This window comes from Nonomuraea rosea (assembly GCF_039539705.1).
GTDB lineage: Bacteria > Actinomycetota > Actinomycetes > Streptosporangiales > Streptosporangiaceae > Nonomuraea > Nonomuraea rosea.
The window spans coordinates 1-13299 of sequence record NZ_BAABDQ010000087.1; the positions used below are offsets into that span (position 1 = coordinate 1).

Genomic DNA, 13299 nt, shown 5'->3' on the forward strand with positions numbered 1-13299 from the left:
GGCAAGCGTGTAGGGGTGGCTGTTCTGCCAGATGTTGTCCGGGCAGAAGGCGAAGTGCTCGGCTGCGACGTGGAGCGCCTCCTGCAGCGTCGAAGGCGGGGCGGCGATGCTCAGATACAGGTCGGCGAGACCGACGCCGACGACCACGGCGCCGGACCGGTCCTCCCAGCTGCGCAGGACGGCGGCGATCTCACCGGTGTCGTTGGTGTAGTTCGGCGGGCCCGTCCACCCGGCGGCGGCCAGAGCATCAGCCCCCCGGCCGGCGGCGGCCAGGCCGAGGCGCATGTCCGGATTCTGGGCCGTGAGGCGGACTGCGTACTCGGCTGCGAACGAGGTCGGCTCCGCGGTGAACGGCTTGCCCGGCGCCAACCCGGGCCAGTGCTGACCGTAGGGTGCGGTCACGGCGATCCGTTCGGTCGGCGACAACGGATCGCTGTCCGCATCGACCTCGGTGTGTTGCGCCCACCACGTCGCCAGGAGAGTCGCGTGGTCGTGGAGATCCGGAGAAGTGATCTTCTCTAGAGAGAGCTCCCCGGATTCCCAGGGCCGGATTTCGTCATCGTGCGGCGAAGATTCCAGCAGCAGGGGCCACAAGCCGGTCCGCTCGTGGAGTTCTCGGACAGTTGTCCACAGATCAGCCGAGGCCGGTTCCACAGTCATCCATAGACCCGGGCGGCCTTCGCCTTCGTCCGTCTCGATGAGGCGGCCCGGCGACAGCAGGCCGCAGAGTTCCACGACGCTGTCCTCGTGGCCGGTCAGTGCCGCCAGTTCCGACTGGAGCCGCTGTTCAAAACCCATCGCAGCACGATAAGCCATGATCGCCAAGGCATTGAAGGCCAAGCATCGAAGGCTGTCAGCCGCCGGAGGGCAGGCGGTCGAGTGTGCGGATGAGGGTGGCGCGGCCCGCGCGCAGGGCGGCGGCTGGGTCAGTTCCGGCCGGTCCCCGCCAGCGGAGGTAGACCATGGTGACGCCGCAGCGCACACCCATGGCGACGTGCGCGACCGAGTGGCGGTTGGTGCCCTTGGGCCGGGGCGGCGGGTCGGGGCGCCATATGGCGAAGGTCTTGATCTCACCTGTCCACGGGCCTCTGGTGAAGGGTTCGAGGCGGGGGTTGATGCTGTGGGCCAGGTCCTCGCCGGAGAGGCATGAGCCGCTCCAGTTGAGGGGCTGGGTGCGTGCTTGTTCGGCGCTGTGCTCGTCGGGCAGGAACAGCACGTCCTCACGGACTGAGACCTCACCGATCAAGCGGCGGGTTACGGCGGGCGCGCCATCGTATGCGTTCTGCTCGAAGAAGGAGTCTCTGCAGACCAGCTCGTGCGAGAGGGGACCATCCCATGCGCCCGGCCACGACGTCATGTCTGGCAAGATCCACAATGGGTACGACGCCGGGAACCGGGCCGAGGTTGACCCAGGCGAACGCCCTCGTTATGGGCGCCGGGTGTGCCGCGCGGCGTGGCGGTTGCGCCAGGCCGAGATTGAGCACGAGTGGGCCATCGCTCCATCCGCGACCCGCGTATCGGCTGAGCCTGCTCGAACAGGTCTGCTCACGCCCGAGCGGAGCGAGGCTGCGTGAGCCACATCCGATGCACGCATACGTCCGAAGGTCCAGCGAAGGCGATCGAGAACCAACTGGTTGCCGCCGTCTGCGGCCACGGTACCTCTCGCTGGCAACCGCCACGCTGCGGGCAGTTTCCGACGTGACCAACCGCGCTCTTGAGCGGCTCTGGAAGCTCGGCCCGGACGAACCGTTGCCGCCAAAGGGTGCGATCGTGCCACACGTTCTTCGCCACCAGATCACCTCCGGTTCCGGTGGACGATCTCCTTGTCGCCCTTGCTGGGGTACGCCATGATGAGCAGCCGCTGCCCACTCTGCGCCTCGCCCTTCCAGGGGAACCAGGCGTAGTGCACGCGGATGCGGTAGTGCCCCTTGCGCCCGTTGAGGGCGAGGTTGGGCAGCTCGGTGCCGCTGAGGCTGTCGTAGAGCACGATCTCGCCGCCCGGGCTGTCGTATCCGACCTCGACCACCTTGTCCCAGCCCTTGGTCTCGACGGGCGGCCGGCGGGTGTAGGTCTCCAGGGTGACGCAGAGGTCGAAGTCGGGGTGGGTCATGACGGCCAGGATGCCGCGCGCGGAGGAGACCAGCCCGTTGCCGGGGTCCCTGTCCGGCTCGGTCTCCTCCGCTCCTTCCCCCTCATATGTCTGCAGCACCCCGTAGTCGGTCCACTGCGGCTCCTTCATCCGGATCGCCCGGACCGGCTTGATGCGCGGGCGGTGGCGCGGCGTGGCGTCGCACAAGGCTTGGGAGCCGGCCTGCATCGCCGCGATCTCCTGGTCCTGTTTCGCCTTCGCGGCCTGGACGATGGTGGTGGCGCTGGGGCAGATCTCGGCCAGGGGATAGGTGAGGGACGCACGCTCGATCTCCAGCCGGGCCAGCTCCCGTGGGTCGTTGCGGGTGTGGACGCCGCACAGGCGGCGCCCGTAGGCGAGCACGACCTGGTCGGGCGTGGTGCCGGGGAACACGTGCAGGCCCTGTGCGCCGTACTCACTCCGGAGGGAGCACACGAACTTCTGCGCGGCGGTCAGCGCGCGTGGCTCCGCCTCGCCCGTGTCGATCTGCCACGGCTCGGGCATGTCGCAGTCCGTGACGGGGCCGCGGGCCATGTCCGCCGCGGGCAGCAGGCACAGGGCCACGGCCGAGGCGAGCGCCGCCAGGAAGACGTGGTGGCGGACGCGGTGCGCGGGCGGGGCTGCGTACAGCAGGAGCAGGACGAGGCCGGAGGCGGTGAGCGCGAGGGCATACCAGAGCGGGGAGATGCCGGGGGACAGGAGCTGGGCGCCCTCGTAGGGGACGGTCGCGCCTCGCTCGACGTAGAGGCTTTCCGGGTAGAGCCACAGCTCCCCGAAGAAGGTGGAGTGCTCCGAGGTGAACGCGCTCACGGCGCCGGCCCCGCCCAGCAGGAACAGGCTCAGCGTCGTCGCGCGCAGTAACGTGCGCGTCCGCCGCCGCACGGCGAGCAGGATCAGCACCGCCGGCGCGCCGACGCCGACGAGGAGGTCGAGCGCGAACCAGTACGCGGTGGCCTCCGACCCGGTGTACTCGCGTACCACGTCGCCCAGCACGTTCTTCGGTCCGAGCCAGAACGGCACCCCCTGCGCGAGGTTGACGGCCGCGGGGAGCAGCGGGAGCACGATCGCCACCGCCGCCGGCAGCGGCCACCCCCTGGCCCGCGCCCACACGGGCGCGGGAGGCTGGAGCGTGCCCAGGTCGTGCGCCGACCGCGCCCACCAGACCAGCGAGAAGACCGAAACCGCGCCCAGCAGCGAGGGCATCAGCAGCTTCCATGACACCGCGTCCGCACTGCCGAACGTCACGATCGAGACCGAGCCGGACGACAGGAACGAGAACAAGACCGCGATCACGCCCGCCCGTACTGTCGCGCCGCTCCAGCGCGGGTCCCGCGTCTGCGCCACCAGCAGCGACACCAGCCACACCGACCACAGGGCGTCCAGCGCCCAGGTCCAGTTCTGGCCGGCGAAGCGGAAGTTGCCCGTCTGGTACGCGATGGTGGTGACGACGTTGTGCACCACGCTGAGCGTGCCGGTGACGAGTATGAGCACCCGCGTCCATCGGCGGCTGGTCTCCCGCAGCACGCGGAAGAACAGCCAGATCACCGCGAGCTCGATCACATCGGCGACCAGCGACGTCCACCACAGGTAGGGGATCGGCAGTTGCCAGGTCAGGACGTACACGACCATGGCGTAGAGAGCGACCCGCAGCAGTCGCGCCTCCCGGCCGTGCCGCGCCGGTTCCCCGCGCAGCCGCCCGCGCAGTACCTCCCGGTACGCCCACGCCTGCACCGCCGCGATCGGCACCAGCAGGGCGGGCAGCCACGGCCACGCCCCGATCTCGTCCGCGGTGTATCCGTCCGGGTCCGCGACGACTCGCCACAGCGGGACGAGGTCACCGGTGACCAGTCCGACGACGGCGAGGACGATCACGGCGGCCAGGTAGAGGGCCGCGAAGCCGGCGGCGAGCCGGCCGAAACGGTGGCGGCGCATGAGGTACTCCGGGATGGGGATAAGGAGGAAAGCGCCCAACCCTACTGATCCCCGGTCAAGTGGATCAAGCACCCGCTCCACAGGACGGCTCTTGGCCTGTAGCTCGGACTCCTCTGGCGGGCACGGAAGCAGCAGGACGGGTCCGCCAGTGCGGCTCCGGGTGCTCACGTGAGCGTCCATGCGCGGACTGAGGAAGCTGTGCAGGCCCGTGCTGGTGGCGGCTGAGCCACCCACCTGGGCTCCCGCCGTCCCGGTTCAGGCCGTCCTGCAACGCCGGCCGCCACTCCTTCAGCAGCGACCGCTCGCCGAGCAGCTGATTTCCCACCCCGTGCACCGCTACGATCCGCGCCATCGCCCACACGCCCTCGTCTCGTCTCGCCCACCCGCCCGACGATTTCACCGGTATAGCCTGAGCTCTCGCCGTCAAGAACGGTGGCCACCGCGCGCCGAACGCCACCTCCGCCTGCTCGCGCTTGTGCGGCCAAAGCCGGGCGTCCCAGGCCCACCGCGCCGTCCACCTTCAGGAGGAGGAGTCGATGTCCGGCCCGGGTCCGAAGACGGCGTGCCGACAGCCCTGCCGCATCGCCGGACCTGCTCGGCCTGACGGGGTGATCTCCGCCAGCTCCCGCAGGCGCAAGGTGCCGTTGCGGCGCTACGGCCGTTTGCGGTATTGATCACGGATGTCGTTGGTGAGAGTGATCCGGGCGGTTCTTGACCTGCTCGATAAGACGTCGCGGATGCGGCTGGGCAGGTCCTGGGACGACCCGGCGTTGGAGCAGGTCCTGCCGCAGGTGAAAGCCGGGCGGCTGGCGCCCGGGCTGGAACTGATCACCCGAGCTCGCGGCGACCATGAACTGCGGGCGCTTCGCGTCGAACAGCTGGCGATCGCCGCCGCCTCGTACACCGATAGGTTGTCCCGGTTGGCCGAGGACAACGCCGACGCGCTGGTCTGGCTCGGTGCCGCGCGGATCCAGCAGGCGTGGCTGATCCGCGGCGGCTCCTACGCCGCCTATGTGGGCGAGGACCGCTTCGCCCGATTCCGGGAGGTGCTGTCGAGCGCGGCCGGCTCGCTGCAGCAGGCGGCGCAGGCGCTGCCGGACGATCCTGTGCCGTGGGATCGGCTGCAATGGCATGGGATCGGTATGCAGGTCGGCCGAAGGGAGCTCGACCGAGTCTGGAGCGAGCTGATCGCTCGCGATCCCCACCTGTACATCGGGCACTACAGCCGGGCCCAGGCGCTGTGCGCGAAATGGTACGGCTCTGACGAACAGGTGCTCGCCTTCGCCCGAAACGTGACGGCATCCGCGCGTCCGGGCGACCCGGTCACCGCCATGGTGGCGCTGGCGCACTTCGAGATCGCGTGGAGTGAGATCAACGGGACCGAGCAGTCCGCTCAGGACGTCCTGGAAGCCTATTTCGGCGAATCCGGCGTGGCGGACTCGCTGATCGAGGCCGCCGAGAAGTGGCGTGACGGCAGCCGGCCACATCCGCGTGCCTTGGACGCCATGCACCTGTTCGGCGCCGCGTTCTACTTCGGCGGGCACCTCACCCGCGCGCAGCGCCTGCTGGCGGGCGCGGGCAGACGCATGCCGGAGATCTTGCCCTGGTCGGCTGCATCTGTCCTGCCAGGGCGCCGCTACGCCCAGGTGCGGCGGCTCCTGGGGCTTACCTAGACGGGCCTCACCTCCGGCGAAGCCAGTGCCGCTGACCGCGTGTCAGCCGACGATCCGCGCAACGCCAGACAATGTCTCCCCCCCACCTGCGGCGCCGTGCTTCACGCCACCGGTGAGCGGCGTCCTGCATCAGCGCGGGGCAGGTAGAAGGCTCCGGAGTATGGATCGTCGCAGCGCGCTCGATAGCCAGGGCGGCTGGCTGGCGCTGCCGGACTACAGGCTGTTGATCAGGTGGATGGGCTGGCCGCGCGGAAGGCGTCGGCGTCGACCTCGTGGTAGGGCTCCAGGGTGAAGGCGATGAGCTTCTTGCCGCGGTACCAGCCGCGCAGGTGGTCCACCATGCCCGAACCCTGGTGGGGCTCTTCGACGTAGCACAGCCCCGGATTCTCCTCCGACGCTCCTGATGCTACTTTCGCAGGACTTGGCGGCCCCGAGTCCCTCAGGCGCCCCCGCAGGTGGGGCGATAGCCCACCTCGGGAACGTACTGAGTCCATTCGGCTCTGGTGAGAGATCGTCCAGCTATGGCACAGACAGCGGCAATGAGATCAGTCGGCACAGTGATGTCCCAGAAGGTGATGTTGCCCCTGCTGTTGTCGCTGGGCGCGCTGCCTGCCACGACCAAAGTGCGCCCGTCCGGGCTGAAGGTCAGCGTGTAGGGATTGTTCGTGGTGTCGACGAGCGGCGCCCCGATGCGTTGGTGGGTGGCCAGGTCCCACATCCATACTTGGCCGGAGGTCTCTCCGATGGTGGCCAGCGTGCGGCCGTCCGGGCTGAAGGCGGCTGCGGACAGGCGTTCGGTCTGCGCGTTGAGGGGCAGGCCTTTCTGCTGACGCCTGTCGACGTCCCATAGCCGAACCTCGCCGCTGACGCCGACAACTGCGAGCGTGTGACCATCTGGAGCGAAGACTGCCGATAATGCGCCGCCCGTGGACACGAGGGGGTCACTGATCTTGGAGCCGGTCGCTACATCCCACAGTTGCACGCCCCCGTAGGGGCTGCTGATCGCCAGCGAGCGGCTGTCCGGGCTGAAGGCCAGAGCCGTCTGAGAGTTCTTCGGATCTCTCAGCGGCTGACCTGCCCGGTTGCCGGTTGCCGTGTTCCATAGCCAGACCTCAGCCGGTCCGTTCTCTGCCTCGCCCTGATTGAACAGGCCGGCGATGACCTTGCCGTCGGGGCTGTAGCCCACTGCGCCGAGATAGCCGCGAGGGCCATCGAGAGCGGCGATCTCGGTACGTGAAGCCATGTCCCACAAGCGCACGGTGCCGGAGCGCTCGGAATCCGGCGCGCCGCCGGTGGCCAGGATGCGGCCGTCCGGGCTGAGCGCGAGGGAGGTCACGCGCTCGGCAGGGCTGACGAGGGAAGCACCGCTCTGCTCGTGAGTGACGGCATCCAGCAGGCGGATCCTGTCACCGTTCTCATACTTTTCGCCGACGCTGGTACTGAGGGCGGCAAGGACACGGCCGTCCGGGCTGAACGCCACGTGCCTCACCTCCCCGAGCGGGTCGATGAACGGCGGAGCGATCTGTGCGTGAACAGCGACATCCCACAGACGGATCGTGCCGCTGCTCTGCGCATCGACGCTCGCGCCGGCCAGGGTCCTACTGTCAGGGCTGAATGACAGGGAGGCCACCCGACCTCCTGCGGGTGTCAAGGGTGAACCGAGAGGTGCGCCTGTGGCCACATCCCACAGGTGCACGCCGCCCTCGGCCTGGCCGATCGCGGGAGTCCCGGCGCCGGCCACGATGCGGCCGTCCCGGCTGAAGGCCACCGACAACACAGCGTCCAGCGCGGTCACCAGCGGCTCGCCGATCTGTTTGCCGGAGGCGACGTTCCACAGGCGTACCCGATTGCCCGAGGCACTGGCCATGAGTTTCCCGTTGGGGCTGAACACTGCCTGTTCCACTCCGCGCCCATGATCGGGCAGGACGGCGATCCGCTGGTGCGTGAGCACGTCCCAGAGCTCGATGCCGCCGATGCCGTCGTGTGTGGAAGCCACGGTACGGCCGTCGGGACTGAACGACACCGAAGTGGGCGAGCCGTCACGCTCGGCCAAGACCCCCACCTGTTCGCGGGAGGCGACATCCCACAACCGCACCCAGCCATGTTCGCGATCCGGATGCCTGCTTGTGCCTGCCAGTAACCGGCCGTCCGGGCTGAAGGCCACAGTAGACGTGTCGCCCTCCGGATCGGTCAACGTGCCAAGAGGCCGCCGCGTCGCCACGTCCCAGAGTCTCACTACGGCGTCGTCCTGCGCGGTGGCCAGTATGCGGCCGTCCGGGTTGAAGGCCAGTGACGTGGGTTGGACGCCGGGCTGGGCGAGTACACCGACTTGGCGGTGGGTGGCCACTTCCCACAGGCGTACTCCGACGCCGCTGGTGGTGGCCAGCAGGCCACCGTGCGGGCTGAAGGCCGCTACGTTCACGCCTCCCTCGTGCTCGGGGAAGATGTGACGATGCGGCTGGTGCAGAACCGCCAGCAGGCTCGCGCGCGCCTCAGCGCTGGCCGGGCTGATGCGGGCACTTGCCACGGCGAGCATGGCCGACATGGAGGGGTCGCCGGCGATCAACTGAGCGTGGGCTGCCAGTCGGCGGGCGACGGCGTCATCACGCTGGCGGTTGGCGTTCTGCTGGGCGTTGGTCGCCATGAGGGCACCGGTGCTGGCCAGCACCACCAGCGTGACGAGGACGCCCACCAGGATGCGGCGCAGCCGAGAAGCCCGGATACAGGCGGTCTGAGCGGCCCGCAAGAAGGTGCGGGGAACGCCGGGCAGCGCCGGGTAGCGGTCAGGGGTGGCCTGCCAGCGGGGCATCACGCGCAAGAGGCCGGCCAGCCGTTCGCCTCGATACAGGTACTCTGTGCGCCTGCCGTTGGTGTCCCAGGCGTCGGCGTCGTCGAGGAGCTGGCTGTACAGGGCGTGCCCCGCCAGGTCGGCCTCTACCCAGCCACGTAACTGCGGCCAAGCTTCCAGCAGGACATCATGCGCGATCTGCACGTTGTCGGCATCGATGACGAGCAACCGCCGCCGGGCGAAGACGTGCATCGCATTGTCGATCGCCGGGTCAGCGGCCAGTTCTGCCACTGGGGCGGGGCGGCGCGCCAGGCTGCCCTCTGCTGAGACCACGGTGAGCTGGTGGAACAGCTGCCGGGCCGCTGCCTGCCCGGCCGTGTCGAGCTCTTGATAGGCGTCGTCCGCGCTGCTGGCGACCGCGTGGCCGACACCACCGGCCTGGCCGTAGCCGCGGCTGGTCAGCCGATTGCCCTCCCGATGCTCCCAGGTGATCAGCATTGCCTGGGACAGCAACGGCAAGACGCCGGCTCCGAAGCGGCCTGCCGGGCCGCGCAGCTCCGCCAAGATGGCATCAGGCAGTCCCTGCTCGATCTCCAATCCGGCTGCGTCGGCAGGAGCGATGATGGCGCGGCGCAGGTCCGGTTCTGTCATGGGTCCCACGATGAACGGGCTGGCCAACGCCTCGGCCAGTGACTGGTGGTCGGCACAGCGGTCGATGAAGTCGCCCCGCACCGCGACCAGGACCAGTGCGGGCGGGACGTCCGCTGCCCCGCCGGGAGTCGTCGCCGCAGCGTGCAGCGCCGTGATGAAGGCCGCTCGCTCGCCGGCCCCGTCGGGCATGGTGAAGATTTCCTCGAACTGGTCGACGACCAGCACCAGCCGGGACCCGGCCAACTCCGGCTCGGGTCGGCCACGGCGGCGTGCATCGTGTTCCACGGCCTGGCGCACGAGCAGATGCGCCTGCTGCGGATGCGCGGTCAGATGGTCCAGGACATCCGGGGCGGGCACCCCGGCCAATCCTGCCAGCAGATTGGCCAGGCCGGTCAGCGGGCTGCGGGTGGGCCGTGCCAGGACATGGCGGGGCCAGTGGCGAGCCGGCCCGGTCAACTCCCCCCGATTGATCGCCGGCAGGAGACCGGCACGCAGCAACGACGACTTCCCCGCGCCCGAAGCGCCGGTCACCACCAGAAGACGCGGGAGCGACAACCGACGCGACAAGGTGCTCAGTAACTCCGCCGTGAGAGTCTCACGCCCGTGGAACACCGCATCATCGGTCTCGTCGAAGGGCAGCAGCCCTTTGTACGGGGCGCCTTGCCAGGTCGCAGGGGCCATTCCGGCGGGTCGGCCGACGATGCGTCGTTCGATGAGGGCCACCCGCTCCAGCAGCAACCGGATGTCCGTGGCCTGCCGATAGTGCAGGCCGACCGACACCTGCAGGTCGGCGCTGTTACTGTCGACACTCTCCTGAATGATCTGCAGCTTGCCACGCACCTCGGCGAGGACGAAGGCGAACTCGTCGAACTGTTCCCCGAGCTCGGCCAGTCCCTCGGTCAGTCGCGACTGCAGGAGCCGGTCGCCGCTCTCCACCGCGGCCTGGAGCACGGTCCCGATCGCACCGGTCTCGCGCAGGACCTTGGCGATGTCAGCGCGAAGCCAATCAGCCTGCTCCGTACCGCTCTGCAGCACCTGCCGCAACTGCCGTTCCAGAACGGCCGCCAACTCTTCCTCCCCCGGCAGAGGATCGCCACCGCCAAAGCTGCCATCGCCGTAGCGGAGGCGCTGGACGCCAGTCTTGATCACGTCAGTGAGCACATTGCCGCCGACCGACGTCACCGCACCGATCGTCGCCGCCAGCAACGCGGCATCGCCGAGCACCGGAAGCAGCAGCGGAGCGAACGCACCCGCCGACAACGCGGCCAGCAGGAGTGGTGGGGACCACCGCCGCGGTTGTCCTGCGACCTTGGCAAGGCGGCCCACCTGGGCCCGCACGCCGGCCCGGATGAGCTGCGGAAGGTCGCGCTGCGGTTCGGTCGCCATACCTGCTTATCGTCGAGCACCTCACTGATGATTACGCCGTTGCCCGCAGAGGCGCTTTTACCCGTGGCTTCCCGGCCGTCGGGGCGGCGCCCCGACGGCCCTGGCCGAAGCGATCGGGATGCGCGTGGTGCGCGACCACCCGGAGCGTCACCCTCCTGACTCGCCGGTCCGCGCCGTCTGTGGAGCGTCCAGGCTAGGAATGCCCAGCCGCCGACGCCTCGTCTGGGGTGGGGCCGGCAGCGGTGGGAGTGCGATCGGATGACGTGCGTGCCGGCACGTTGGCGTCTGTGGCGGGAACGGGATGACCTGCAACGGAGTTGACGTGGCCAGGCAGGCGTGACGTCTCCTGCTCATGCAGCAGGGCCTGTGCCACGGCGGCGGCGGTGAGGGCCTCCTCGCGTTGCTGCTGGGCGGTGCGCAGCGTGCTGGTGACGTGGGTGAGTTCGGCGCGCAGCCGCTCCGCCTCACCCGCGGCGTCGGCCCGGGCCTGGGAGGCGGCCTCACGGGCCTGTTCGGCCACCGCCGCCGTGGTGACCGCCTGCTCTCGCTTCTGCTGCTCGGCAGCCAACGTCACCCGGAGCCGATCAGCCTCTTCGGCGCGCGCCGCCGCGGTGCCACGAGCCTGCTCGCGCTCCTGCTCGACCTCACGAATCCGGGCTTCCTGCTGCTGCAGTTGGGCCGGACCTCCGCCGTGGCCTGGTAGGCGGTCACGCCCACGGTCGGCAGCGCGGCGGCCCGCTCGTACGAAAGGTCCACCGGTTTGAGCACGACCGCCTTCTCCGGGGCCGTCACCATGTCGGCGAACGCCCCCGCCTGCCGGAACCGAGCCACGCCGAGTACCGCGTCGCCGGCCTTCAGGCGGGTGACGCCGGCGCCGACCGCCTCGACGACTCCGGCGAAGTCGTGCCCCATCGCCCGAGGAAAGGAGCGACCGGTCATCAGCTTCATCTCGCCGTTGCGCATCTTCCAGTCCAGCGCGTTGGAAGCCGCCGCCCGGACGCGGACGAGAACCTCATCCGGACCCGGTCGTGGTGGCTCGAACTCTGCCAGCCGCATCACCTCCGGGCCGCCGTAGCGGTCGTACTGAAGGCGCTTCACGAGGCGTATTCGTTCGAGATCTCGGTGGCGTAGTTCTTCCACAGCGGTTTCATAGTCTCGGCGTTGACTGGCTGCCCGGAATCGATCATGGCCTTGAAGTCGCGGAAGTACTGCACGTACAGGTCCGGCGTGAACGTGTTCAGCATGACTGCGTTCTCGTCGCCGACGTTGGCGAACGTGTGCGGCGCCCCGGTCGGCACGATGACCCAGGTGCCCGGCCCGGCGTCGTATTGGTCCTCGCCGACGGTGAACCGGAACGTTCCCGCCAGCACGTAGAAGCCCTCGTCGTGCTGGGCGTGGCGGTGCTGCAACGGGCTCGGGGTGCCCGGTGGAACAGTGACCTCGGCGAACCCCAGCCGGTGGTCGGTGTGCTCGCCGTTCTCCAGGATTCGGATCTGCTGCGCCCCGCTGCCGAGGATCTCGCCCTCACCGGGGCGGACGATGTTTACCTTCGCCACGACTTTTCCTATCTATTGCCGACCTTGGTGACCACCATCCTGTTCCGGGCCGGCTGTGCGCGTCTTGGTCGCCCGTGCACGGTTGCTGGTTATCAGTGCACGGGCGTTGTAGCCGTACGTCGTCTTGAAGAGCTTGCTGAAATGGGCGGGATCGGAGAATCCCCACCGGGCGGCCACAGCGGTGACCGTACGTCCGCTTCCGGTCAGCTCAGCCCGGCAGCGCTCAAGGCGGCGACGGCGGATCAGGGCCGCGACGGTAAGCGGCTGATCCTCGAACAGCTTGTGCAGCCGGCGTACGGAAAGGTGGTGGGCGGCGGCGATGCTGGGCGGGGACAGATCGGGATCAGCCAGCCGGGCCTCGATGTAGCCGGCGATCCGGTCCCGCAGCCGCTCGTCCGGGGCCGGTTGTCCGTCGCCCAGCCGGGCCTCCAGCGCGACCGCGATCAGCTCGACGACGGCCGCCGCCGCCCTCAGCGCCTCCGCCTCGCGGAACTCGGTCGCCGACCGCGCCGACTCCCGAGCCAGCACAGAGACGAGAGCGCCCGGACCGTGACTGCCGTCGATGCGTACGCCGATGAGCCGGTCGATCTGCGCGGGCCGGATCCGAAGCTCCCGGCGCGGAACCAGGATGGTGACGTGCGCCGCGGCGGTGCTCTCGAACCGGATCGTACGCGTGGGATCGAGCAGCACCAGGTCGGCCGGCCCGAGTTCGGCGTCGCCGCGCCCCTGCTTGATCCGCGTCTGGCCCCGGGTCATCACCTTGATCGCCAGGTTCTCGCCGTCGGAGGCGGCGCGCTCCCGCCCGATGCAGGAGCTCTCGGGCGTGGCGAGGGAGACCAGCCGCAGCGGCCCGAGGTCACAAGTGGCGATCCGGCCCCGGAAGCCGGCCCCGGCCAGCTTGTTGACCAGCGGCGGAAACCCGCTGGCGGCCAGCTCGTCCTGGAACGTCTCAAGGTTGCCGATCACCGGTCAATGATAACGGCGACACTTCCGGTGGGGCACGGTGTTCGGCTGGGGTTACAGCGGCGTCGGCCCGCATCTGCTCTACCAGGGGTGCTGGTAAGAATCGTGCCGGTGCGCCATGGAAAGCGCTGTTTGTCCGAACGGAGGTGAAAGACCACCGTCGCTCTGCCGTCGTAGCGGTGGGGTGAAGCTGGAGGCAGCCTGATCCGGGGATCACCGGGG

At 69.4% G+C, this 13299-nt stretch carries 9 protein-coding genes; 1 reads left to right on the forward strand and 8 read right to left on the reverse strand.

Going from position 1 to position 13299, the window contains the following annotated elements:
- From ABEA43_RS66800 to ABEA43_RS66810, 3 genes are all read right to left on the reverse strand, one after another.
- The coding region (locus ABEA43_RS66800; RefSeq protein ID WP_345581035.1) for a DUF4253 domain-containing protein at nt 1–840 on the reverse strand (840 nt) is incomplete at its 3' end.
- A gap of 13 nt (nt 841–853) precedes the next feature.
- Nucleotides 854–1357: a hypothetical protein gene (locus ABEA43_RS66805; RefSeq protein ID WP_345581038.1), complete on the reverse strand. Its 504-nt coding sequence runs from the start codon at nt 1355–1357 to the stop codon at nt 854–856.
- A 438-nt stretch (nt 1358–1795) separates the two neighbouring features.
- A complete protein-coding gene (locus ABEA43_RS66810) occupies nt 1796–4060 on the reverse strand; it encodes a hypothetical protein (RefSeq protein WP_345581041.1) in 2265 nt (754 codons plus the stop codon).
- A gap of 695 nt (nt 4061–4755) precedes the next feature.
- Between ABEA43_RS66810 and ABEA43_RS66815 the strand changes: the two genes are divergently transcribed.
- The gene (locus ABEA43_RS66815) at nt 4756–5733 is read left to right on the forward strand and encodes a hypothetical protein (RefSeq protein ID WP_345581044.1); all 978 of its coding nucleotides are present in this window, start codon (nt 4756–4758) and stop codon (nt 5731–5733) included.
- A gap of 439 nt (nt 5734–6172) precedes the next feature.
- On the opposite strand, the gene ABEA43_RS66820 is transcribed toward ABEA43_RS66815, so the two are convergent.
- The 5 genes from ABEA43_RS66820 to ABEA43_RS66840 all read right to left on the reverse strand — a co-directional run bounded on the left by ABEA43_RS66820 (nt 6173) and on the right by ABEA43_RS66840 (nt 13080).
- A complete protein-coding gene (locus ABEA43_RS66820) occupies nt 6173–10558 on the reverse strand; it encodes an nSTAND1 domain-containing NTPase (RefSeq protein ID WP_345581047.1) in 4386 nt (1461 codons plus the stop codon).
- A 193-nt stretch (nt 10559–10751) separates the two neighbouring features.
- Nucleotides 10752–11132, reverse strand: coding sequence for a hypothetical protein (locus ABEA43_RS66825; protein ID WP_345581049.1), 381 nt, complete (start codon nt 11130–11132; stop codon nt 10752–10754).
- Nucleotides 11129–11656 carry an alcohol dehydrogenase catalytic domain-containing protein gene (locus ABEA43_RS66830; RefSeq protein WP_345581051.1) on the reverse strand — a complete coding sequence of 176 codons (528 nt, stop codon included), beginning with the start codon at nt 11654–11656 and terminating at the stop codon, nt 11129–11131. The genes ABEA43_RS66825 and ABEA43_RS66830 overlap by 4 nt, the downstream gene beginning before the upstream one ends.
- On the reverse strand, nt 11653–12114 hold the full coding sequence (locus tag ABEA43_RS66835; RefSeq protein ID WP_345581053.1) for a cupin domain-containing protein: 462 nt from the start codon (nt 12112–12114) through the stop codon (nt 11653–11655). The genes ABEA43_RS66830 and ABEA43_RS66835 overlap by 4 nt, the downstream gene beginning before the upstream one ends.
- A gap of 12 nt (nt 12115–12126) precedes the next feature.
- A complete protein-coding gene (locus ABEA43_RS66840) occupies nt 12127–13080 on the reverse strand; it encodes an AraC-like ligand-binding domain-containing protein (protein ID WP_345581056.1) in 954 nt (317 codons plus the stop codon).
- Nucleotides 13081–13299: the final 219 nt, after the last annotated feature.